This is a genomic window from Clostridium fessum (assembly GCF_027698965.1).
Taxonomy (GTDB): Bacteria; Bacillota; Clostridia; order Lachnospirales; family Lachnospiraceae; genus Otoolea; species Otoolea fessa.
In genome coordinates, this window is the sequence record NZ_JAQEQF010000010.1 from 17128 (window position 1) to 40251 (window position 23124).

General features: G+C 48.0%; 26 protein-coding genes and 1 pseudogene. 20 read left to right on the forward strand and 7 right to left on the reverse strand.

All coding sequences use genetic code 11. From position 1 onward, the window contains the following. Positions 1 to 14: 14 nt before the first annotated feature. Positions 15 to 257 carry a YaaL family protein gene (locus PG862_RS12155; protein ID WP_107001765.1) on the reverse strand — a complete coding sequence of 81 codons (243 nt, stop codon included), beginning with the start codon at positions 255 to 257 and terminating at the stop codon, positions 15 to 17. Positions 258 to 338: 81 nt separating this feature from the next. Continuing rightward, complete coding sequence (locus tag PG862_RS12160; RefSeq protein WP_270707549.1) at positions 339 to 752, reverse strand: ArsR/SmtB family transcription factor; 414 nt, start codon at positions 750 to 752, stop codon at positions 339 to 341. Positions 753 to 1136: 384 nt separating this feature from the next. On the opposite strand from PG862_RS12160, the gene PG862_RS12165 reads away from it, so the two are divergent. From PG862_RS12165 to PG862_RS12230, 14 genes are all read left to right on the forward strand, one after another. Continuing rightward, a complete protein-coding gene (locus tag PG862_RS12165) occupies positions 1137 to 1286 on the forward strand; it encodes a hypothetical protein (RefSeq protein WP_182427988.1) in 150 nt (49 codons plus the stop codon). Beyond that, positions 1283 to 1858: a prepilin peptidase gene (locus PG862_RS12170; RefSeq protein ID WP_270707551.1), complete on the forward strand. Its 576-nt coding sequence runs from the start codon at positions 1283 to 1285 to the stop codon at positions 1856 to 1858. The genes PG862_RS12165 and PG862_RS12170 overlap by 4 nt, the downstream gene beginning before the upstream one ends. A gap of 35 nt (positions 1859 to 1893) precedes the next feature. Further along, positions 1894 to 2898 carry a P-loop NTPase family protein gene (locus tag PG862_RS12175; RefSeq protein ID WP_270707552.1) on the forward strand — a complete coding sequence of 335 codons (1005 nt, stop codon included), beginning with the start codon at positions 1894 to 1896 and terminating at the stop codon, positions 2896 to 2898. Between the two features lie 120 nt (positions 2899 to 3018). Continuing rightward, entirely contained in the window at positions 3019 to 4227 is a 1209-nt protein-coding gene (locus PG862_RS12180) for a CpaF family protein (protein WP_333563218.1), read from the forward strand. Further along, positions 4178 to 4960, forward strand: coding sequence for a type II secretion system F family protein (locus PG862_RS12185; protein ID WP_270707553.1), 783 nt, complete (start codon positions 4178 to 4180; stop codon positions 4958 to 4960). Before PG862_RS12180 ends, PG862_RS12185 begins: the two co-directional genes overlap by 50 nt. Before the next feature lie 6 nt (positions 4961 to 4966). Further along, complete coding sequence (locus PG862_RS12190) at positions 4967 to 6190, forward strand: hypothetical protein (protein WP_270707555.1); 1224 nt, start codon at positions 4967 to 4969, stop codon at positions 6188 to 6190. A 27-nt stretch (positions 6191 to 6217) separates the two neighbouring features. Beyond that, positions 6218 to 6406, forward strand: a complete 189-nt coding sequence (locus PG862_RS12195) for a Flp1 family type IVb pilin (RefSeq protein ID WP_022360416.1) — start codon at positions 6218 to 6220, stop codon at positions 6404 to 6406. Then, entirely contained in the window at positions 6403 to 8337 is a 1935-nt protein-coding gene (locus PG862_RS12200) for a DUF5702 domain-containing protein (protein WP_270707556.1), read from the forward strand. The genes PG862_RS12195 and PG862_RS12200 overlap by 4 nt, the downstream gene beginning before the upstream one ends. Positions 8338 to 8544: 207 nt before the next feature. Further along, on the forward strand, positions 8545 to 9384 hold the full coding sequence (locus tag PG862_RS12205) for a hypothetical protein (protein WP_270707557.1): 840 nt from the start codon (positions 8545 to 8547) through the stop codon (positions 9382 to 9384). 45 nt (positions 9385 to 9429) lie between these two features. Continuing rightward, positions 9430 to 9993 (forward strand): hypothetical protein, encoded by a 564-nt coding sequence (locus PG862_RS12210; RefSeq protein ID WP_270707558.1) that lies wholly within the window; start codon positions 9430 to 9432, stop codon positions 9991 to 9993. After that, a complete protein-coding gene (locus PG862_RS12215) occupies positions 9990 to 10382 on the forward strand; it encodes a hypothetical protein (protein WP_270707559.1) in 393 nt (130 codons plus the stop codon). Before PG862_RS12210 ends, PG862_RS12215 begins: the two co-directional genes overlap by 4 nt. A gap of 13 nt (positions 10383 to 10395) precedes the next feature. Then, positions 10396 to 11916 (forward strand): DUF6382 domain-containing protein, encoded by a 1521-nt coding sequence (locus tag PG862_RS12220; RefSeq protein ID WP_270707560.1) that lies wholly within the window; start codon positions 10396 to 10398, stop codon positions 11914 to 11916. Positions 11917 to 12131: 215 nt separating this feature from the next. After that, positions 12132 to 12554 carry an HIT family protein gene (locus PG862_RS12225; protein WP_022360422.1) on the forward strand — a complete coding sequence of 141 codons (423 nt, stop codon included), beginning with the start codon at positions 12132 to 12134 and terminating at the stop codon, positions 12552 to 12554. A 10-nt stretch (positions 12555 to 12564) separates the two neighbouring features. Then, positions 12565 to 13122: an RNA polymerase sigma factor gene (locus PG862_RS12230; protein WP_227589698.1), complete on the forward strand. Its 558-nt coding sequence runs from the start codon at positions 12565 to 12567 to the stop codon at positions 13120 to 13122. A 100-nt stretch (positions 13123 to 13222) separates the two neighbouring features. On the opposite strand, the gene PG862_RS12235 is transcribed toward PG862_RS12230, so the two are convergent. Next, positions 13223 to 14290 (reverse strand): undecaprenyldiphospho-muramoylpentapeptide beta-N-acetylglucosaminyltransferase, encoded by a 1068-nt coding sequence (locus PG862_RS12235; RefSeq protein ID WP_107001756.1) that lies wholly within the window; start codon positions 14288 to 14290, stop codon positions 13223 to 13225. Between the two features lie 175 nt (positions 14291 to 14465). Between PG862_RS12235 and PG862_RS12240 the strand changes: the two genes are divergently transcribed. Beyond that, entirely contained in the window at positions 14466 to 15308 is an 843-nt protein-coding gene (locus tag PG862_RS12240; RefSeq protein ID WP_270707561.1) for a DUF4367 domain-containing protein, read from the forward strand. A gap of 9 nt (positions 15309 to 15317) precedes the next feature. Beyond that, positions 15318 to 15854 carry a hypothetical protein gene (locus PG862_RS12245; protein ID WP_270707563.1) on the forward strand — a complete coding sequence of 179 codons (537 nt, stop codon included), beginning with the start codon at positions 15318 to 15320 and terminating at the stop codon, positions 15852 to 15854. A 190-nt stretch (positions 15855 to 16044) separates the two neighbouring features. Here the strand turns inward: PG862_RS12245 and PG862_RS12250 are convergent, their stop codons facing one another. Further along, positions 16045 to 16293: a TIGR03905 family TSCPD domain-containing protein gene (locus PG862_RS12250; protein WP_022360027.1), complete on the reverse strand. Its 249-nt coding sequence runs from the start codon at positions 16291 to 16293 to the stop codon at positions 16045 to 16047. Positions 16294 to 16681: 388 nt separating this feature from the next. Between PG862_RS12250 and PG862_RS12255 the strand changes: the two genes are divergently transcribed. From PG862_RS12255 to PG862_RS12270, 4 genes and pseudogenes are all read left to right on the forward strand, one after another. Next, a complete protein-coding gene (locus PG862_RS12255; RefSeq protein ID WP_270707564.1) occupies positions 16682 to 17380 on the forward strand; it encodes a 5'-methylthioadenosine/adenosylhomocysteine nucleosidase in 699 nt (232 codons plus the stop codon). Between the two features lie 331 nt (positions 17381 to 17711). Next, complete coding sequence (locus tag PG862_RS12260) at positions 17712 to 18797, forward strand: hypothetical protein (protein ID WP_270707566.1); 1086 nt, start codon at positions 17712 to 17714, stop codon at positions 18795 to 18797. A gap of 126 nt (positions 18798 to 18923) precedes the next feature. Then, complete coding sequence (locus tag PG862_RS12265; protein WP_270707567.1) at positions 18924 to 20273, forward strand: glucose-6-phosphate isomerase; 1350 nt, start codon at positions 18924 to 18926, stop codon at positions 20271 to 20273. A gap of 295 nt (positions 20274 to 20568) precedes the next feature. Continuing rightward, positions 20569 to 20880, forward strand: a pseudogene (locus PG862_RS12270) (transposase); the annotation flags it as partial. Here PG862_RS12270 and PG862_RS12275 read toward each other — a convergent pair. From PG862_RS12275 to PG862_RS12285, 3 genes are read right to left on the reverse strand one after another with little or no spacing between them, the layout of a single operon-like run. Continuing rightward, positions 20830 to 21726 carry an SIR2 family NAD-dependent protein deacylase gene (locus tag PG862_RS12275; protein ID WP_270707569.1) on the reverse strand — a complete coding sequence of 299 codons (897 nt, stop codon included), beginning with the start codon at positions 21724 to 21726 and terminating at the stop codon, positions 20830 to 20832. The pseudogene PG862_RS12270 and the gene PG862_RS12275 sit on opposite strands and share 51 nt — an antisense overlap. Further along, entirely contained in the window at positions 21698 to 22477 is a 780-nt protein-coding gene (locus PG862_RS12280) for a protein-ADP-ribose hydrolase (protein ID WP_270707570.1), read from the reverse strand. Before PG862_RS12280 ends, PG862_RS12275 begins: the two co-directional genes overlap by 29 nt. Beyond that, positions 22474 to 23106, reverse strand: coding sequence for a 4Fe-4S binding protein (locus PG862_RS12285; RefSeq protein ID WP_270707571.1), 633 nt, complete (start codon positions 23104 to 23106; stop codon positions 22474 to 22476). Before PG862_RS12285 ends, PG862_RS12280 begins: the two co-directional genes overlap by 4 nt. Between the last annotated feature and the right edge of the window lie 18 nt (positions 23107 to 23124).

A 23124-nucleotide genomic window follows, 5' to 3' on the forward strand; every position in this document is an offset into this window, starting at 1 on the left:
CCTCCTTGTGTCGGTTAAATGGTATTTTCCTGTTGTTTAATATGTCGTAAAAGGAACTGATACCGGAGGTGTGCGGCTTTCAGTTCGTAGATATAGCAGTCAATCAGAGTCGGATCGACGACCTCTTCAAAATGGTTGAAAACGGTGTTGATCGTGCTCATGGTCTGTCGCAGTTCTGTCAGCAGCTCCGGGTCAGGGTGGGCGGAAAAAATGTCCGTGCTGGTGCTCCCGGAGCAGTGGGTGCGGTTGTGCTTCATGGTTTGATGCTCTCTTTCTGAATCCTATAAATTGGTACAACGATCAGTATATTCAGAAAATGGAAAGATATGCATCCTGGTTCAGGCGTTCATGGAAAGCACGGATTCCAGCAGATGTCCGAGCTGCATCAATTTCCGGGTGCTGTCTTCGATCGAGAGGTAATAATAATTGCAGGTTCCCTCCCGGTGGACGTCGATCAGCCCGGCTGTCTTTAAGATCTTCAAATGGTGGGAAACTGCCGGGCGCGACAGGCTGGTCCGTTCGGTGATTTCCCGGACATTTAAGCCGTGCGGACGGGGCTGGGTGGGCAGGCTGATTGGACGGTCATCGTTTTTATCAGGCTGATTTTTGTTCACATCGTTGTTTTTTGTGCGCCTCGTGAGGGCTTCGTCCGTCAGCGCTTCGATGATCGTCAGCCGTATTTCATCGCCCAGCGCGATAAAAAGAGGCATACAGGTATGAAAATGCTGTTTAAGTTCTGTTCCTTTTTTCATCGCGGCTCCTCCTTCTATAATGGTTTAAAAATTTAAACTAATAGTATTTTACCATTTTTTGTTTCGTCAGTCAATGGAAAGGAAAATGCTGGAATGGGTATTTATAGATAAAAAATAAAGAGATATTTTGGCAATTATTTTCAAATAACGAAATTGTCTAGCTAAAATAATGGGTTCAGATGCACAAAGTTTTTGAGATGTTTTTGGCGCATATTTCGGGTGTTTTGGGATTGACTTTTGATCAAAAACTGTTCATAATGGAGGAACATTCATGGATGGGTTCTTCCATCTGTCACGGGAATCCGGATTTCCCGTTGATCTATTATTAAGATTCTAAAAGTTAAGTTCAGAGAAATGTTCGATAATTTTTCAGGAATGTTTGAAGTGCATACAGGAAATGAATGGAAAAAGGTGGCGGTAAAAGCTGGCGCAGGACTGGCAGCTATCGTTTGCGGCAGGAGTTTTGAAAAGAGGACATACTGTGCAGAAATTGTTCGTTTCATGTATGCGAAAGAGAAGGAGGGGATGGATTGACCTTTTTGCTGCTGTTGTTTACTGGCGGCTGTGCGTTTTGGGATTTGAAAAAACGCCGTATTTCCAATGGGATGATTCTGGCTGGCGGGCTGCTGTTTCTTTTAATTCGGTCTGGTCTGGGGATGAAAATAGGATATACAACCGGATGGAGCAGGTGGCTGCCGGGAACTGGGGCGGCGCTTATGTCAGGCATCTGTGAAATGTGCGGATACCTGGTCCGTATCGGGATTTTACTATGTGTCCTGTTTCCGCTGTATCTGTTTCGCATGATAGGTGCGGGAGATATCAAGATGGCAGCGGTTCTGTTTGGTGCTGCGGGGGTGCAGCAGGGAGGGCGGATCCTTTTATGCGGGCTGATGGCAGCTGGGGCATGGTCAGTTGTTTTATTGGTTTGGCGTGGGATTGCCAGGCAGCGGCTTACATATCTTGTGTTTTATTTGTACCGGTCTGCGCTTGGGGGAAGCGTCGAGCCGTACTATCTGGAAGCGCGGGATGGAAAAGAGGCATCTTTTTGTCTGGCACCGTGCCTGTTTTTGGGAGTGATTGGGGCGGAGCTGATTCGGTATCTGTAAGGAAAATGGCTTGTGATTAGGGAGGTGGCGGTGCGATGAAGCATATTCTGGCGGTGTATGATGTGGATCCGGTCTATGCGGCGCGGTTTGCAGAGGTAGTTAACCAGAAGGAAAAAATACCGTTTGAGGTGGTGGCGTTCAGCTCGATCGAGCGGCTGCGGGCATTTGCGGCGGAACACCCGGTAAAGCTTCTGTTGTTGGGCGAGCATGTTCCGGCGGAAGAAAAGGAGTCCATCCGGGCGGAAAAGGTTATTCTTTTATCGGATAATGGGGGAAAACCGGTCAGTCCGTCAGTTCCCTGTGTTTACAAATACCAGTCCAGCGATGCGATTGTGCGCGACGTGCTGACCTGGTATGGGGAAAGCCCGGGGGATCTGCCGGAGGTGTCCGGGCGGGGGCTGGCGAAGGTCTTGGGAGTGTATTCGCCGGTTGGACGGTGTTTAAAGACCTCGTTTGCCCTGACAATGGGAAAACTTCTGGCACAGGAGGAGCGGGTGCTGTATCTGAACCTGGAGGAATTTTCCGGTCTGTCGGTTTTGATGAAAGAAGAATATAAGAGTGATTTGTCGGATCTGTTGTATTTTTACAACGGTGGAAGCTATAATTCGCTTCGTTTGAGCAGCGTTGTCCACACGATGGGGGAGCTGGACTATATTCCGCCGGTGCGCTATCCGGAGGATCTGGATCAGGCGGGAGAGGAGGCAATCGCAGGGCTTATACGGGCAATTGCCGGGGAGAGTGCGTATGATACGCTGGTAGTGGATATAGGAAGCGGGCGCAGGACGGCGCTTTCGGTAATGAAGCTGTGCCGGGTAATTTATATGCCGATCCGGGAAGATCCGGTGTCTTTGGCAAAGCTTAAGGAGCTGGAGCAGTATTTTTCACAGACAGGAAATGGCATGCTAAGGGAACGTATTAAACGCCTGAAGCTTCCGTATCACGGCAGTTTTGGACGGGGCGATTATATTGACCAGCTCTTATGGGGAGAACTGGGTGATTATGTACGGCAGCTGCTGCGGGGAAGCAGTGTGGGCGGATAATGTTCATTGTGGGTTAAATTAGAAGGGGCAAAGTCTTTTGACAGGGATAAATTGAGCGGGATTTTGACAGTCATTCTAAAGAGTAAACGGTTGTGAGAGAAACAACTGGCAGGGGGAAGTATGCAGGAGCAGAAAATGGTTTTGAGGCAGCGTCTGATGGAGCAGATGGAGAGCCGTATGCAGGTGGAGGATGAGGAGCTGCGCGACCTGATCGACATGGCGATTCTGGAAGCGGCAGAAGGGGCGTATCTGCCGTTAAAAGAGCGGCTTTGTTTGAGAAAAGAGCTGTTTGATTCATTCAGACGGCTGGATATTTTGCAGGAGCTGGTCGATGATCCGACGATCACGGAGATCATGGTAAATGGCACGGAGCACATTTTTGTCGAGCGGCAGGGGCGTGTGGAAGAGTTAGAAAAGCACTTTGATTCGGTAGGGCAGCTAGAGGATCTGATTCAGCAGATTGTAAGCCGTGTCAACCGGACGGTCAATCTGGCATCCCCGATTGCGGATGCGAGACTGGAAGATGGTTCTCGTGTCCACGTGGTGCTGGCACCGGTGGCGTTAAATGGGCCGATTTTAACGATCCGGAAGTTCCCGGAACCGATCACGATGGAACGCCTGATTGAGTTAAAAAGTATCAGCCGGGAGGCAGCGGCATTTTTGCAGAAAGCGGTCGAGCGGGGACTCAATATCTTCATCAGCGGAGGAACCGGATCGGGAAAAACGACGATCTTAAACGCCATGTCCGGCTATATTCCACAGGAGGAACGCATCATCACGATCGAGGATTCGGCAGAGCTTCAAATCCGCCATGTAAAGAATCTTGTCAGCCTGGAAACAAGGGTGGAGAACCGGGATGGTTCGCAGGAGATTTCCATGCGCGATCTGATCCGGGCGAGTCTCCGAATGCGTCCGGACCGCATCATCGTTGGGGAGGTCCGGGGCGGCGAGGCGCTGGAAATGCTGCAGGCGATGAATACGGGGCACGATGGCTCGCTCTCAACTGGACATGCAAACAGCGCAAAAGACATGCTCTCAAGACTGGAGACAATGGTTCTGATGGCGGCAGAGTTGCCGCTTGCGGCGGTCCGGAGCCAGATCGGTTCAGCGCTCGATCTGATGGTCCATGTCGGGCGGATGCGGGACCGGAGCCGGAAGGTACTGGAGATCACGGAGGTGATAGGCTATGAAAATGGGGAAATCCGCCTTTCTCCCATCTATCAGTTTCAGGAAAGCGGGGAGGCTGATTCCGGACAGGTGGAAGGAGCACTTATCCAGGTTGGCAGATTTGAAGGGCGGCGCAGATTCGCGGGAGGAAGTGCTTTCTGATTACCGGGTTTACCACCTGACGGGGCAGGAGTGGATACGTTACCTTCTGGAGGGAACAGCGGTGTGCGCCGTGACGGCGTATGTATTCTACCGTTCATTTCTGGCGTTCGTTCTGATGCTTCCGGCGGGGATGCTGCGGCCGTTTTTTAAGAGGCGGGAGCTCTGCCGCCGGAGAAAAGAGGAACTGCGGCTCCAGTTTAAGGAAGCGATTCAGATTGTGGCTTCGGCGCTGGCTGCAGGCTATTCGGTGGAAAATGCGTTTATCGCGAGCGTGCGCGATCTGGAAGAACAATACGGAAAAGAGGGGATGATTACCCGTGAGTTTTCATACCTGGCAAGTCAGCTTAAAATGAACCGGACCGTGGAGGTGCTGCTTTCTTCCTTTGCAAAGAGGAGTGGTCTGGATGAGGTGGAAAATTTCTCTGTTATTTTTACTGTATCCAAACGGAGCCGGGGTGAGCTGGCAAGCGTGGTTCACCATGTCGTTCACGTGATTTCAGATCGCATTCAGGTGCGGGAGGAAATTCTCACGATGACGGCAGAAAAGCAGTTTGAACAGAGAATTATGAACCTGATGCCGTACCTGATCGTGCTCTACATGGATTTGTCATCGCCGGGCTTTTTCTCACAGATGTATGAGACAGCGGTGGGGCGGGTGGTGATGACCGGGTGTCTGGTGGTCTATCTGCTGGCATGGAGGGTATCGGGGAAAATTCTTCAGATTGAGGTGTGAAACAGCATGGGAAAAATGGGGAAAAAGCAGGTTTTATGCATTCTTTTGGGGATAATTCTGGCAGTTGCGGGATATCTGGTGGAAAAACGGGATGGGGCGCTGGAAGATGGGAACCGGCTGAACCGCTATGCATACGGAGAAGGGGAACGGCAGCAGGAAGTGTGGGTGCGCGGACTGTGGGAGAAGGAGATTCCGGTGGAGATTGCGCTCGGAGAGCGGGAATATGCGGAAGAGGATGCAAAAAAAGCATTGCTGGAGGCGGGAGGTAAACTGGCGGATTTAATTCGGGGAAACAATCCGTCCCTGCAGGAGGTAAGGGAAGATCTACATCTCGTTGGCTGGCTGGAAGAAGAGGGCATCCGGGTCCGCTGGACACCGGAGGATGCGGAATGGATTCAGACAGATGGGACAGTTTTAAATGAAGAATGCCCGGAGAAGGGGATTCAGACAGAACTGACCGCATCCCTGCAGGCGGGGGCATTCAGCCGGGAGTACCGGTTTCCGGTCACGCTATATCCGCCGCTTCGGACGAAGCAGCAGGAAAAAGAGGCAGGTTTTAAGCAGCTGTTAAAGCAGATGGATGAGGCGCAGAGAACGGAAGGTCAGCTGGTTTTGCCAAAGATGTATGAGGGGAAGAATTTATCTTACCGGGTGCGCGGAGACAGGGAATATCTGCTGTTTCCGGTGCTGGGGATTGCGGCGGCAATTCTGCTTCCTCTTTATGAAAAACAGAAGGAGAGTGAGGAGAAAAAGAAGAAAAAGCGGGAACTGATGGAAGACTACCCGGAGATTGTGTCAAAGCTGACCGTATTTTCCGGGGCGGGGCTTCCGGTCCGCCGGGCATGGGAACGGATTGTGCTGGAATACGAGGCGGCATGCCGGGCGGGAACACAGACGGAGCGGGCGGCATACCGGGAAATGGCAGCGGCATATCACCGGATGCAGCGCGGTGTCCCGGAACTGCAGGCATATGCGGAATTTGGTGCGGGCTGCCGTCTGAGACCGTACCGGAAGCTTTCCGGGCTTTTGGAGCAGAATGTCAGAAATGGGGCAGAAGGACTTCGAAAGGCGCTGGAGACAGAGATGGAGTCGGCGTTTGAAGAAGAGAAAGCACTGGCAAGACGCCGGGGGGAAGAGGCGTCCACAAAGCTGATGCTTCCATTGTTTCTGATGTTGATGATTATTATGGTGATGGTTTCAGTCCCGGCGTTTCTGGCGTTTGGGATCTGAAAAATGGGGAGAAAGGAGAAAAAGTATATGGATAAAGCGTATCTGGTAAGAGAAGTAAAATCGTTTCTGATGGACGAGGATGGTGTGGGGGTCATTGAGTTAGTGCTGATTCTGGTGGTGCTGATCGGTCTGGTCATTGTCTTTAAAAAGCAGATTAATACGCTTCTTACAAATATCTTTAAACAGATCAACAGCAAGTCGAAGGAGGTATATTGATCCGGGCAGAACGGCACGTTGAAGCAGAAATGGACGTTTGCGGGGGGATCACAGTTTTCCTAAGTTTGATTCTGACCTGTATCTGTGCGCTGATGGGCGGGCTGTTTGAGTCCGCCCGGGCAGCCGGAAGCGGCTGGTATATGCAGATGGCGCTCAATTCCTCCCTGGATTCGCTGATGAGCTGTTATCACCGGGAGATTTGGGATAAATACCGGATTTTTGTGCTGGAATGTGCGGATAAAGAGCGCCTGGCGGCGGAGATGGAGCCGCAGATGGAAACATATCTGGCGGCAGCGCCCTTTTATCCGGTCAGCGGCGGCAAGGCACAGATCGAAGCGATGGATGCGATCACCGGCCATAATGGGGATTTCTTTGCGAAGGAAGTTACCGATTATATGAAAGTGGGTGTCTGGACGCTGGAAAGTGAGGAGTCTGAACTGCCTGAGATGGAAAAACGGATGACGGAAGCAAGGGCGGTTCATGGAATTGCGGAAGGATATCAGGAAAATGGCAGAAAAGTGCTGCGTCTGGAAGAGTCGATCGAGGCGATCGGAGCCTGCCTGCAAAAACAGGAGAAACATCTGGAGGAGATGGAGGCAGCGGTCAGCCAGGCGGATGGAAGCTCGTTCTTTCAATCGGCGGAAAGCTTAGAGAAAGAATTAAAGCAGATTCCGGGGCTGGTTGCGGCGTATGAAAAACAGGCGGACCGGCTTGCGAAAGAATTGCAGGGATCGGAGCAGGGGGCGCAGGAAGCCCAGCCGGATCTGGAAGAAGGCTCCTGGGGCATGGTACAGGAGGAGATGCGGGGGTATCGTTCGTATTTGGATGAGGATGGAGCGCGCCGCCAGGAGGTAAAAAAGACAGAAGAGACGGCTCACGGAAATGAAGAGGTGGTTGCAGAAGCAGTCCGGAAAGGAAAGGAGATACAGGATTATATCGATGATTGGGAGCCTGACGATGAGGACGATGAGCTGGACGAGGAAGCGCTGTGGGCGCCGGTTCTGACGATCACAGCGGGTTTTCAGAAGGATGGACGTTTCCGGGTTCCGGCAGTCCGAGACAAGAAAAAAATGAATGTGCTGGAAGCAGTCAGCCGCCTGTCGGGGACGGATCTGCTGAGTCTTTGTGTGCCGGCGGGAACTGTGATTTCAGAAAATTGGATTTCGACCGAGGCATTTCCGTCGGCATTGTATGCAGACGGAGAGAGCGGAAAGCGGGGGACAGCTGGGGATGTCTGGATGGCGGGGCTTGAACGGGCTCTTTTAGATGCGTATGCGGCGCATTTTTTTACCCGGTTCGGGCAGGAAAAGACGGGAAGTGTCCATTATGAGCAGGAATATCTCTTACAGGGAAATGCGTCGGAGCGGGAAAATTTAAAACGCACCGTCAATGAACTTCTGGCTGTGCGCGAGGCGGTGAATCTGGCAGCTTTATATGCGGATTCTGAAAAACGGTCGGAGGCGGAAGCATTGGCGCTGGCAATCACGGGGCTGGCGGGAATCACACCGATCACGGCGGCGGCATCCTTCTTTATCATGACAGTCTGGGCGTTTGCAGAGTCGGTGGCAGATGTGAAGGTTCTGCTGGCGGGCGGAAAAATTCCTTTTTTCAAACAGCCGGGGGAGTGGCAGATTTCGCTTTCTGCTCTGACGGAAAAGGGCGCGTCCATCTTTCTGGAAACGGGGACGGATCCTTCATTGAAAAACGGGACAGACGACAGAGGGCTGGACTACCAGGACTGGCTGAAACTCTTTTTCCTGATACAGGGAAAGAGCCGTTTCTGTTACCGGATGATGGATATGATTCAGAACCGCATTTCAGAAAAAGAGCCGGGATTTCGGATGGATCAGTGCCAGTATGGGGTAAGTGTGTCCTATGCGGCACAGGGAACGTTGATACCGCTTCGTAGAACGTCCCAGAAGGAATATTAAACACAATTACAGGGGAGTGGAGGACAGTGTCCTTTTTCAGGAGATGATGCAAGTGAATGTGCCTCTCCAAGTATATAAAGAAAGCCAGTAAAAAAGATGATGACAACTAACCTAACAAAACGAATAAATGAAAGTATCTGTGCGGTCGGGATACCCGTCCTTCGGCGGCATAGAGCCCAAGTAAGAAAACGATCCTGGAAAAGGGCATTGTCCTCTGCTTCCCTGTGTGCGAGCCTGACGATTGAGGCGGCGCTTAGTCTGACATTGTTTATGTTTACGGTGATTCTCCTGTCAGTTCCGATGGAAATACTGGATACTCAGAGAAAGGTGCAGACGGTGCTGGAAGTGACGGGGCGGGAACTGGGATGGCAGGTGTATCGGACATCCCATACGGTGCATCCGGCAGAAATGGAGGCGGGAAAAGCGGTAGAGGCAGAAGAAAAGGGAACGGGGGGCTGGTCAGAACTTCCGTCCGGGCTTATCCTGCAGGGATATTTAAAGGAGAAGATTCAGACAGCGGGCGGGAACAAAGTGTCCAATATCCAGTGTGGTGCCAGCTGCGTATCGGAAGATGGAGAATGGATTGACCTGCGCGCCTCCTATCAGGTGCGGCTGCCGTTCTCGGTATTTGCGCTTGACCATGTGACGCTTACTTCCCGGAGCCGGAAGCGGGGATGGATTGGGGCGGAAGGCGGGTATTTCTCAGAGAAAAACGCTTCAGAACCGGAGGAAAAATGGGTCTATGTGGGGCGGGACAGTACGCGCTACCATCTTTCGCCTTCGTGCCATTATATATCGAATCAGATCACCGCGGTTGCGTATGCAGATGTAATTTCGGGGGTGCTTAGAAACAGCGGGGGATGCCGTTATAAGGCTTGCAGATACTGTGGAAAGACGGTGTCGGCGGGAGGTCTGGTGTATATTCTTCCGTCCGGCGAGGTTTACCATGGAAAGCAGGACTGTTCGTCATTGGCATATTATGTGCAGAAGGTGCGGCGATCAGAGGTGGAATATATGGGTGTGTGTTCATACTGTGGAAGTGGATAGGTGCGGATGGCGGAAAGAATCAAGGAGGGGTGAGAGGGCGGAGTGATGGAAAACAGTGCAGGGATAAGTTTCATGGGATTTACGCGGATGGATTTGGAAAGTGCAGTATGTTTCCTCTATGCGGTTGTTTTTTCACTTTTTCTGATGGCCTTTTCCTGGCAGGATCTTCATAGAAAACGGATACGCGTAAGCTGGCTATATGGATTTGGAACGGCAGGAATGGCGCTTACGATGATACGGTGTGTGCTGTCGGTTATAAAAGATGGATGGGATTGGAAAAAAAGTGTGTTGCAGATAACGGTATGGCTTTTGGGAATGCTGCCGGGGATTTTTTTGTTCTGGATGGAGCGGCAGACGAAAGGTGCGGTCGGACTGGGAGATGGCTGCTTTTTTCTGATCACTGGGTGCTATCTGGGGGGATGGCGGACGCTTGAACTTTTGATGGGAGCTGTATTTGTGAGCAGTCTGGCAGGAGGTGTCTGGATGCTTACGGCACTGCTTAGCGGAAAGGGGAATGGTCTATGGGAGAAAATGCGGAAAAAGAAGCTGCCATTTCTACCGTGTGTGCTTCTGATGTGGATTTGGATGCTGATAGCATCTCTTGGATGAAGCGGGAGGTTTCTGCCAGTTATACGGTGGAAGCCTCGTTTGTGATGGCGGTTGCATTCTTTTTTATCGCGGCACTGTTAAATGGGGTGTTTGAGGTGCATGGCAGGATTACGGGGCGTTTTGTCCTGCAGGAGGCGATGGAACGGTGCCTGTATCGGGAGGAAAAAACGTTGCGGGGAGATGGAATGACTGTGGGGGAGATAAGCAGCAGAGCTGGACAGCGCCTGCGTGGATTCTTCCGGTGCGGAGATGCAGTTTTGACGATCCGGGAAGATGGGGGAGACTTGGACGGAAGGGTAAAGAGCAGTACAGAGACGGAGATATCCCTGCGCGGACAGGAGCCGGAGCGGGCGATCCGTTTGCTGACAGTGTTGGAAAATGCAGATTGATGGGGGATACGGGATGGAGATTCGGTATAGCCGGGAAATGAATCATAATTATATGATAATCGAAGCGCCGGAGGAAGAAACGGGCTATGCGGTACAGATGCTGTCGGCGAATGCCATCGAAGGGCTTTTGAAGTTCCGGGTCCGCCAGACGGAGGAGGCGAGAGAATATTATTATGAGATAACGTCGAGACAGCCGCTTAGACGGGTGTTGGAAAAACGGACCTTGTCGGGACAAGAACTTCGGTCGATTCTGCTTGGTGTGCTGGCGGTTCTGAAGCGGGTGGAAGAGTATCTGTTAAAAGAGGAACAGCTTTTGCTGGATCCGGAATATCTGTATCTGGAACCCGATCATTTTACTGTGGAATTATGTCTGGTTCCGGGGCATCGGGAAGAGACGCCGCAGGCGCTCTCAAAACTGCTGGGGTATCTTCTGGAACGTGCGGATCATCAGGATCGGGAGGCAGTTGTATTAGCTTATAATCTGTATCAGATTAGTCTGCGGGAGAATTACGGAACGGCAGATCTGCTGCGCCAGCTTTCAGGGGAAGATCGGATCTTTTCGGCAGAAAAACGAAACGAGGATGAGGGGGATCCTGAGACGGCGGGAGTGTGGGCGGATCGGCAGGAGTGGCTTGAAGCGGAGCAAAATCGGAGGGATACGTTGGAATCTGGATCTGGGAAAATGGCTTCTGACACTCAAACGCCAGTCAGGAAGGATTGGAAATATAGGCAGGAAGCGTTGTATCAGGAGAAAACGATGAAAAAGAATCTGGAGTCGGTAGAGAACTCAGATGAAGTGGGGGGAAAGTCTGAAAGGGCAGGTGGAAAACAAAAGGGACAATGGCAGAACAGGTGGATAAAGGTACTTGGAAGCGTGGTGGCAGCTGGCATTGTGTATTGGTACGTGACGGGAGAAATGGATGTATGGCTGTATATAATCAGCGGCGGCATCGGGGGAATCGTGTTTTTGAGGGAGATGTTGGCAGCCCGCAGAAAATGGCAGGTATATGGTGGCGGGAAGAAAAATCGAGACCAGGGAGAGGATAGAGAGGAAAGCACGGAAGTGGATCTATCATATCCAGACTGGCAGCAGACAACGCCTGAAAACCGCTGGCAGGTCTATCCGGAGAGTGAAGAAGCTTATCGGCAGGAACTTCGAAGAGAAGAAGAAGCACAGATAGAGCGGGCGAGAGAAGCGGGGACTACGCTTCTGCCTGCCTCAAAGAATGGGGGAGGAACGGTGCGCTTAGAGCCGGTGGAAGCCGGAGGAACAGTGATTCAGATTTCCTATATTCCATTTACACTTGGAAAACATCCGGGGCTGTCGGACGCATGTATTGACCGTCCGACCGTCAGCCGTCTTCATGCGCGGATCGATCAGAAGGAGGGCGTATACATTCTGACAGATCTCAATTCAACCAATGGAACATCGGTCAATGGCTATCCGCTTCAGGCAAATGAAACAGTCAGTTTGGGGAATGGGGATTCCATTTATTTGGCGGATGTCGGATATAAATTTTGGGAACACCGATAAATTATCTGAAAATATGAAATAATAACCAAAAACACGAAATTGATGTGAATTATTTTGCAAGTACATCAATTTCGCGTTTCTGCAAATTTACATAGAACAAGCCATGGGGATATGCTATAATAAAGGCACTTGACATGGAAGTTTCAAGCCAAGTGACAAAAGAAAATACCGCTTTTCCAGTGAATGGAGAAGCATAGAGAGAAGGAGAGACCGACATGACAGACAAAGAATGTATTTTTTGTAAGATCGCTGGCGGAGAGATTCCATCCTCAACGGTTTATGAAGATGAAGATTTTCGTGTGATTCTGGATTTAGGACCGGCATCGAAGGGACATGCGCTGATTCTGCCGAAGCAGCATTTCAAAGATTTATGTGAGCTGGATCCGGCGATTGCGGCCAAAGCTCTTCCATTAGCTGGAAAGATTGGTGCGGCGATGAAGAAAGCACTGGGCTGCACGGGTTTCAATGTGGTTCAGAACAATGGCATATCCGCAGGACAGACTGTTTTTCATTTCCATGTACACATTATTCCGAGATATGAAAATGGACCGGATATGGTGACATGGGCGCCAGGAAAAGCAACGCCGGAAGAGCTGGCAGAAATTAGCAGCTCCATCCGCGAAGAACTGACGCGATAGGAGTTTGGATATGCACCATGAGAATGAAAAAATGGCGCTTTTTGAAGCGCTTTACAGAGAGTACCTGGTACCGCTGAAGAAATATGCGTATAGAATTGGAGTAGGGTACGATGACATTGAGGATATGGTGCATGAAGCTTTCATTGAATATTACAAGCGCTATTCGTTAGATCTGGATCATAAAGTAAAGTTGGTTTTACTGATCCGCATTTTACGGAGCAAGTGGATCGATAACCGGAGGCAGATGCGGCGCCGCGAGATGCTGCATCTGGAAGATCCGGATGCGGAAGAAGAGATTATGAACCTTCTTTTGGAAGGGGAGATAGGAATTCAGCTTCTGGATCAGGAGGTTATCGATAGGGATATCTATTGGAACGTATGGAAGATTGTCAAATCTATGAAGAAGGACTGGCGGGATGTTTTGATTCTCCGTGTTCTGGAGGGCTTGACGGCGGAAGAAGCCTGTGCGGTTTTGAAAATCAAATCAACGGTATGCTGTACACGTCTTTACAGGGCAAAAGCAGAATTGCAGAAGCGCGTGTTGAGGGCAAAGCTGTTTGATATTTAAAAATCACATCGAAGCAGAGCCGTTTCGAATCTGTCCGATGTGATGATAAGCTTACATATTCAGTGTTTTAGTCTTGTACTATACAAACGTAGCAATGCTACTAACTGCGTGTGCAATCATGAATCAGCCCCATGATGGTTTTGACAGCATTGTTTAAGTGGCTTTCAGACATTTTATCAATGAACTGCTGGCGATTTTTATAGGTCTCTTCGATTGCCTGGCTGAGAGTATCTGCGGTTAAAACTTCTTCTTCCAGAACGGTGCTGAATCCCTGTTTTGCAAAGGAGTTGGCATTTAAGATCTGGTCGCCGCGGCTGGCAGCAGCCGACAGAGGGATCAAAATGTTCGGTTTGCGGAGTGCCAGAATTTCGCAGATGGAATTTGCACCCGCGCGGGAGATGATCAGATCTGCCGCTGCAAAGAGATGGCGGAGTGGTTTATCCACATACTCATACTGAACATATCCTTCGGTGCCGATGAGAGACTCATCGAGATTGCCTTTTCCGCAGATATGTATTACCTGATAGGTTTTCAGAAGCTGCGGAAGAATGCCGCGGACAGCCTGATTGACCGTGACGGAGCCGAGACTTCCGCCGATGATCAGAATTACTGGGAGATCGGCAGAAAGATGGGCGTACTGGAGTCCCGCCAGACGATCCCCGTGCAGAAGCTCTTCACGGATCGGGGAACCGGTCAGAACCGCCTTATCTTCCGGAAGATATTTAAGTGTTTCCGGAAAGTTGCAGCATACCTTAGAAGCGGCTGGAATACAGATTTTATTTGCCAGTCCTGGGGTCATATCGGATTCATGGATGATGACAGGCACTTTATAATGCTTGGCAGCCAGAACGACCGGAACAGCGACAAAACCGCCTTTGGAAAAGACGATATCCGGTTTGTATTTTTTCATAAGCTTGCGAGCCTCAAAGTATCCTTTCAGAACGCGAAGCGGATCTGAAAAATTCTTAAGGTCAAAATAACGGCGCAGTTTTCCAGATGAGATTCCATCGTAAGGGATGCTGGCTGCCTCGATCAGGCGGCGCTCAATGCCGTTATAAGAACCAATATAGTGAATCTCAAAGTCTTCCTCGCGCAGTGCCGGAAGCAGGGCGAGATTCGGTGTAACATGACCTGCAGTACCACCGCCGGTCAGAATGATTTTTTTCATAGTAGTTTCCTCCACACATCAGCCGCTGGTTACGGTGTGAGGGGACAACCATAACCTGAAAACAACTGTTTTTATGCTTTATCATACCCGCAAAGGGTTACATTTAGTATAGTAAACGGAAAAAAAGAAAAGTCAACCTAAAAGTTAGGACGAGGACAGAGAGGAGGGATAAAAAGTGAGCAGAAGCCGGCGCGGGAAAAAGGCTGGAGAAGATGCAGAGCGCCTGCTGCAGGAAGCGTTTGGAGTCAGCGAAGATCAGCTGTTGAAGGATTTTATCCTTGCACAGACGGAAGTAAAAGACAGCGAGATACCTCCAGAATCAGAAGACGGCTTTGAGAGGTTGATGGCAAAGTTAGAAGCGGAGGTGGGAACAAGCCCGGAAAGTGAAAAAGAATCATCCAGCGAGAACATTATCAAACTGCACGAAGAAGCTCGCAAACCACGCCGGTTGAAATCGATTGTGAAAGTCTCTGTAGCTGCCGCCGCTATCGCAGTGATGGTTGTGGCGATGGGGATTTCGGCTGGGGCGAAGAGGGAGTATCGGTATGTGGTGCGGGAACGGGATAGTGTGCGGAGTGATATTGTATTGAATAATGTGGATACGATTCAAATAGAAGATGAATTAGAAAAAGCATACACAGAAATAGCGGAAAAAACCAAAATCCAAGCGATTAGATTTGCATATATACCTGAAAAAATGCATTATATTAAAACAGATATAACAAGTACCCGAGTTGTAATGTATTTTGAGTATGGTAAGTATAAGGTAAAGATAATTCAACAGTTTCGAGATAACGGAAATTCAACCAATATTATTTCTGATCGAAAAAAAGCAATGAAGGTGCATAATGACCTTTTGAATGAAGATATTAATATTCAACAGGCTAAAATAGATAGTGGAGAAATGGAATATAGCTCCATAGTAATAAAGGGAGCTGCATACTATCAAATTTCAGGAATTATGCCTCAAAAAGAGTTTAAGAAAATAGTAGAAAATATGTATTTAGAGAAGTATTAAGGAGAGTTTATGAGAAAAAAATTAGTTTCATTTATTTGTGCAGCAGTTATGATGGCAGCAATACCAATGCAGGCTCATGCAGCAGAATTGACGAATGTTAATGGGGTTTCGATCGAAACAGCTGATTATAGTGATTCATATTTTTTGGAAGATGGATCCGCAGAAGGAATTGCAAAAGGTATAGAACAGAGAGGAAGTATCATTGATACAGCAACGGTTCAGATAAGTAATTTGGGAAAAGGCGATATTGGAATTATTATCGAAACATTAGCTCATGTAGAATGCGATAAAATTAAAAATATTGCAGTATTACAACGTGAGGAAGATGGTAAATGGACTGAGGTTGCTAGATATATATATGATGCCAAAAAAGAAGATTTTCCGACAGAGGATTTATCTGGTATGACAAATGAATTTACTGTGAAAAATCAAAAAACGGGTTATAAATATAGAGTAGTTGGCGTTCATTATGTAGAGGCGAATGGAAAAGGACAGTCGTTTATGACCAAAACAGGAGGAGTTATGATCACCGAATACGGCGACTAATTTTAAACGGGGACAGTGTTACTAAATTTATATTTGCAACACGAAATAGTATGAAAAAAGCGATCGCATAAATACCCCACCTGCAACCATCTAGGAATTTTAGATTCAAAATTCCAGATGTTTTCAGGTGGGGATTTTAAAATGGTTTTTCACTATGCCGGCGGGTCTGAAAGAATCTACCAAAAGATACTTATTTCACGTTCGCCTTATACTCCTTCAACGCCTGTGCCAGCTGATCCGGGCAGGAAGTTGGGCGGAAGCCGCACTGGATGCCTTCGATGCGGGAGATTGCCTCGTCAATATCCATGCCATCGATCAGGCGGGCAACGCCCTGTGTGTTGCCAGAGCAGCCGCCGACGAACTGCACATTCTTTACTTTATTATCTTCTACTTCAAAATTAATCTCACGGGAACAGACTCCCTTTGTCTTGTATGTCATGGTAAAACCTCCTCAAATGGTAAAATGGTATGAGTTTTAATCTGCTGTGGCGGGAATCCACCGCAGTAAAATGATTATAGTCTGCCAGTAAAGGTGTTGTCAAGATAACAAAAATCCAGTATACTCATGAAAAGATACGGTGTTACTGTTTGTACAAGGTATACATGGTAACGATGCGGCTGCGCTATTATAAAGTAAATGAACGATTTTCAAATGAAAAATGATGGTGCAGGCACACACTGACTGTAGAGCCGAGTCAGCCAATGGATTTGAGGAAAGAGATGCAGGGGTATAAGCGCAGAAGATCAAATAGTAAGAATTTCTTTTTCTATAAATCTATAAAAGAAAGGCAGAAGAATAAAGAACAGAAAAACAGGAGGGCAAACAGATGTTAGGAATCATCGGAGCGATGGATGAAGAGGTGGCTCAGATCAGGGAGGAAATGACGGATGTTACCGTGACAAGTGTAGCCGGTATGGATTTTTATCAGGGAAAACTGGGCGGAAGGGACGCAGTTGTGGTTCGCTCTGGTATCGGTAAGGTAAATGCAGGTATGTGCAGTCAGATTCTGGCGGATCGGTTCCATATCAGTGCGATTGTGAACACAGGTATTGCCGGTTCCCTGCGTGCAGAGATCAACATTGGCGATATCGTTGTATCGACGGATGCGGTGCAGCATGATATGGATGCGAGCGGATTTGGATACCGGATCGGACAGATTCCGCGTGTAGATACCTTTGCATTTGAGGCGGATGAGAAGCTGCGCGAGCTGGCGATTGAGTGCAACCAGAAGGTCAATCCGGAGATTCAGGCATTTCCGGGACGCGTGGTAAGCGGCGATCAGTTTATCTCGGATAAGGCAAAAAAGGAGTGGCTGATCGAGCAGTTTAGCGCAAGCTGTACCGAGATGGAGGGCGCAGCGATCGCACAGGCGGCATATTTAAACGGAATCCCGTTCCTGATTATCCGTGCCATTTCAGATAAGGCGGATGACAGCGCAGGTATGGACTATGCGGCGTTTGAGGCGCAGGCGATCAAGCATTCGGTAAACCTACTGCTTGAAATGGCGTCCCGGTATGAGGCGTAATGAGTTATAGATATGATTCACAGACAGAATTTTTAATAACCCGAAATTTTGCATGATACGCATTATTAATACCTATTTAAAATCGAATTAAGGCAGAATTTGACGAACGATTTTCCCCTTTCTCATCTTCACAAAGACTCTTTCGGCGGCTATAATAAAGCCACGATGCAGGCGGGATTTGACAGGGCGCAAAAAGCAGAATGTGAAAAGCAGAATGTGAAAAGCAGATTGTAAAAAGCAAATTGCAAGAGACAAACTGCGAAGCGCCTAAACCTGACCTGTGGCAAGCCATCCGGAAGTGATCCGGAAGTAGAGAAAGGGGAGCTTTTTTATGCTGGAATTTTTACAAACTGGAAAAGCGCTGTCCGTTCTTGCGGCGATCGGAATGATCGGATTTGTCAGCAAGTTGATTACACGGAGCCTCTACAAAAGATTATTAAAAGAAACTGACAACATGGCGATGACCCGGAACAAGAATCTTCAAAATCTGAAGCAGCGGTTGGAAAATACCTGCCGCCTGGGACAGAACATCGTGAACACGCAGGCATATCTGGACAAGCAGATTGACGGATTTTCATTTTTACATATTTCGCTGGATGCGTGGAACGGCGTGTCAATGGAAATGGTGCTTTTAGGGCTTCTGACCGGAGCAGCGGAGGCATTTCTGGCGTACTGGTATGAGCTGGATGCGAGCTATATTGTACTGTATGCGTCGGCAGCTGTCATGAGCGGTCTGTTTCTGGCATTTATCGAGAGCTGTTTCCAGATTGACCAGAAACAGCAGCGGCTGGAAACGGCGCTTTTGGAGTATGTGGATAATTCGGTGTTCCTTCGGGCGGCACGCGAGAAGGAGACGCGCGGACAGGAAATGTCAGGAGCTTCTGGAGTATCCGGCGGAATTGCTGGCGCGGACTCGAATGTGCGGGAAATGCCGAAACGGCTGCAGAGTGCTTTGCGGGCAGAGCGCGGTGTGAGCAGTCGGGATGGCGCAGAAACGAATAATCGGGATCTGGGAGAAACGGAGTTTGAAAAAGGAAAATCGCGGACAGCGATGAGAGTGAATCCGTTCCGTGAGCGGGATGCACGGGCACAGAATCTGATGCGGGCAGTTCGCACTGCACCGCGCGAATCGGAGGAACGGGACAAGCATGAGACAGATGGGCATCTTACGGATCGCCGGATGGTATCAGGAAATGAAACGGGAAACAATACGGGTCCCAGGCAGGAAGCAAAGGAGCATCCCGGCGACAAGGAAATGGAGTATTTGAAGCAGAGCCTCGACCAGATTGCAGCAAGCCGGGATACGCGGGAAACACGAAGTGGCGAGGCAAATGCGGGTGACTGGATGAAAGGTTTGAGCCGCGAGGAGGCGCAGGTTCTGGGGGATATTATGAGGGAGTATTTATCGGGGTTGTAAATGATGATTCCAACTGAAAACTGGTTGCACACGGGTGTCCAGATTGCTATAATAAAGATAAGTTAAGTTTTTGACAAAGTAATCACGCCGCCTGCGGACGGCTGAAATGCAAAGGAGAGGAAACATATGGGAAAAGATGTGATCTTTGATTATTCAAAAGCAGCTGCATTTATTCATGAGGAAGAGATCGCCGGTATCAAGGCGGGCGTGCAGGCGGCAAGAGAGACGCTGGTAGAAAAGACCGGCGCGGGCAATGATTTTCTTGGATGGATCGACCTTCCGGTGGACTATGATAAGGAAGAGTTCGGACGCATCAAAAAAGCGGCGGAGAAGATTCAGAAGGATTCCGATGTCCTGCTGGTAATCGGTATCGGCGGTTCGTATCTGGGCGCAAGAGCGGCGATCGAGTTCCTGTCCCATAGTTTTTACAATAATCTTCCGAAAGAAAAAAGAAAAACACCGGAGATTTACTTCGTTGGCAACAGCATCAGCAGCAAATACATCCATGATCTGATGGATTTGGTCGATGGAAAAGATTTCTCTATCAATATTATTTCCAAGTCCGGTACGACAACGGAGCCGGCGATCGCATTCCGTGTATTTAAGGAGATGCTGATTGAGAAGTATGGTAAAGAAGAGGCAAACAAGCGAATCTACGCGACGACAGACCGGGCGCGGGGCGCACTCAAGAATCTGGCAAATGAAGAGGGCTACGAGTCCTTCGTGGTTCCGGATGATGTTGGCGGTCGTTTCTCCGTCCTGACGGCAGTCGGTCTGCTTCCGATCGCGGTCAGCGGCGCGGATATAGATGCGTTGATGCAGGGCGCGGCAGACGCGAGAAAGAATGCACTGGAGACTCCGTTTGAGAAGAATTCTGCTCTGTTATATGCGGCGGTCCGCAACATTCTGCTCCGGAAGGGCAAACAGGTCGAGATTGTGGCAAACTATGAGCCGAGCCTGCACTATGTATCGGAGTGGTGGAAACAGCTCTACGGCGAGAGCGAGGGCAAGGATCAGAAAGGTATTTTCCCGGCAGCGGTTGATTTAACGACCGATCTTCATTCGATGGGTCAGTTCATCCAGGACGGCGCGAGAATCATGTTTGAGACAGTTATGGAAGTGGCTGAATCTCCGGCGGAGATCATTTTAAAGAGAGAAGATGTTGACACGGACGGCATGAACTATCTGGCTGGCAAGAACGTGGATTTCGTCAACAAGAGTGCGATGAACGGCACGATTCTGGCACATACCGACGGAAGTGTGCCGAACCTGAAAGTGACGATCCCGGCGATGGATGCATACAGCTTGGGACAGCTCTTCTATTTCTTTGAATTTGCCTGCGGCGTCAGCGGATACCTTCTGGGTGTCAATCCGTTCAACCAGCCGGGCGTAGAGAGCTATAAGAAAAATATGTTTGCGCTGCTTGGCAAACCGGGCTATGAGGAAGCGAGAGAGGCGTTGCTTAAGAGACTGTAGGGAGCGGACATATAAAAAAGTATGCGTTCTGCGGCATTTACTCCGGCATGTTCCATGAAGGAAACGGCAGCCCAGATCTAAACATAGAAAACGGAACATAGAAAAAAACGCTTTTATCAGCAAAAACTGATAGAGGCGTTTTTTTATGCCGCAGAACCTCGAAAAAAACAATTTTCAAAAAGTATAGATAATCCTATATTATTCACGGCTATGCCGTGAAAGTGGCTGAAAGCCACATAGTTACTGTGCTTTAACTGAATATTGCTTTTCACCTATCAAGTGAATGAAAAAAGAGCATCCACTTGTCTATTATGATGGAATGACAGGAGATCTGATAAAAATCCAGCTTCGTGATGGAACACAGTATTCCTGTACCGGAGTGGTTGACTTCCTGCAGCCGATACTGGATGAATACCTGAATGATTATCTTGCAATTCGTATTCTGCTTCGTGGTGATAGCGGGTTCGCTACTCCTGATCTTTATAAGCAATGCGAAGAAAACGGCACAAGCTATGTGATCCGTCTGAAAGGGCTGTCAACGGTGGACACAGTCCATTTACTTGCCGTTGACTGGCTTGGCTGGGTTTGCTATTTCTGTAAGATTTGAAGATACCTTTTTCAAAATCGCACCTATATCTCCGTCAAGACATACTGACTGCCGCTTAATTTCGGTTGGTGCGTAAGCGTCAGATAAATTAATACAGGAATATACCGCATTAGGATTTTGTATTGTCATTTTCCAAAAAGAATATTTAATTATGACAGGTGTGTTATTGCCTACACCCAGTTCAAAAAGCAACAATTTTGAGCCTTTATGTCTGCGGACAAAATCTTCATATCGGGTATTCGCCTGATACCAGCCATCGTCTTGAACAAAAGAATTATCACACCGTAAATTCATTGTCATTGGTGCGCCACAAACAGGACAATAGGGAATAAGTTCGGAAGGAATTTTCATATTCTGTTGTTTGGTAATCATTTTTCGGACTGCCGTTTCATTATCATATGTCTTTTGATGACAAGCTTTTGAACACTGCCATAAGCCATAATCTCCTTGTGTGTAAAATAATCGCTTTTTATCAAAATGGTTAATTTGAAACAAGTGGTCTACATTGGTCGTGAGAACAAAATAGTCTTTGTTCTGTATCAGTTTCAGCAGTATTTGATACACTTTGTTTTGTGGTTGGTCATAGCGGTTATAATAAATATGTCTTGACCACCACGCCCAATATTCTTCCAGTGTTTCGTATGGATAGAAACCGCCCGAATACATATCAGAAATTCCGTATTTCTGGTTAAAGTCAGCAAAATATTTTTGAAAGCGCACACCGTTATAAGTATAACCAGCTGATGTAGATAGTCCGGCTCCTGCACCTATTAGAATTGCATCAGCATTGTCGATTGCCTGTTTTAGTCTATTTATATTATCCGAATAATTTTCGGTAGATTTCATAGTCCATATCTTTGAAAACATTAAATACCACCTTGATTTTACTTTGCGTTTGAGATTTATATTTCCTAACTGCCTGTACTGCAATTTCCGCAGCTTTCTCATTTGGAAAATGAAACTCTCCTGTTGAGATACAACAAAATGCTATACTGGTTACTCCATTCTTTTCTGCAAGTGTCAGGCAGGAATGGTAGCAATCTGCAAGCAGTTTACAGTCGGATTGTTTGAGTTTTCCTTGAACAATCGGTCCGACTGTATGAATTACATACTCACTTGGTAAATTAAAGGCTGGCGTGATTTTTGCCTGTCCTGTCTGTTCCTCATGCCCTTGTTGTTTCATCAGATTATTACATTCAAGTCTGAGTTGCACTCCTGCAAATGTATGAATTGCATTATCAATACAGCCATGACAGGGGCAAAAGCACCCTAACATTTGACTATTTGCTGCGTTGACAACCGCACCGCATTTTAGTGTTGTAATATCCCCTTTCCATAAATATAAATCTTCTGCGATGGCAGTCAAACTTTCAATATCTGTAATTCCTTTACTGAAAAGCTCTGCTTGCAGATATTCGTCCTGTATCTTCAAAAACTGAACGGACGCTGGCATTGGCGGACGTACATTTACAAGTGATCGAAATAGATAGAACTGGTTTTTTTCGTCTTTCCTAAAAGAGAGAGCCTGCTTTTTATATTGCGGCATTTCATTTAAGAGAGAAGAATTGAGTTGATATAGCCGTTCAAGCTGCGTCATAAGCTGCCACCTCTTTTCTCTATTGCACGTACAGGGCAGATTTCAAAACAATTCCCACAATGTAAACAGTGTTCCTTTTGAATCACAACAGGCTTTTTTTCTATGTCGATACATTTTTGAGGACAACAGGAATAACATAATTTGCACCCGGTACACTTATCCGTAGCAAAATAAAGTTCCTGATTATCTTTTCCACCTCCAAAGGTAAAATTTGCCCGTTCAATCGGCTTTTTTGATAAATCAAACCATTCCCCACTTCCTTCGTAGAGCTGAAATACTGTAAGGGCAGACATGGATTCCACAGTGGGATAGATTTCATTCATATATGGATTTTTCTGAAAAAGTATTGGCAGGAGTGTCGATCCAATTTCACGTACCTTGCCACGAACAGAAACAGCCACACAGGATAAAGTATTTCTTCCCCTCATTCCTGTTAAAGCTATGAAGTTCTGCTTTTTCAGTCTGTCATAAAATCCTTTTCCCTTTGCGGTTAAAAAATACAAACCATTTTCATCAAAATCCATAATGTCAATGGCACAAGTTACAGGAAGACCGTTATCGTCTACAGTAGCTATAACAGTGGAATGAATTTCATCTACAATAAAAGAAAAATATTCTTGAATAGTCATGATATATCCTCCATGTAG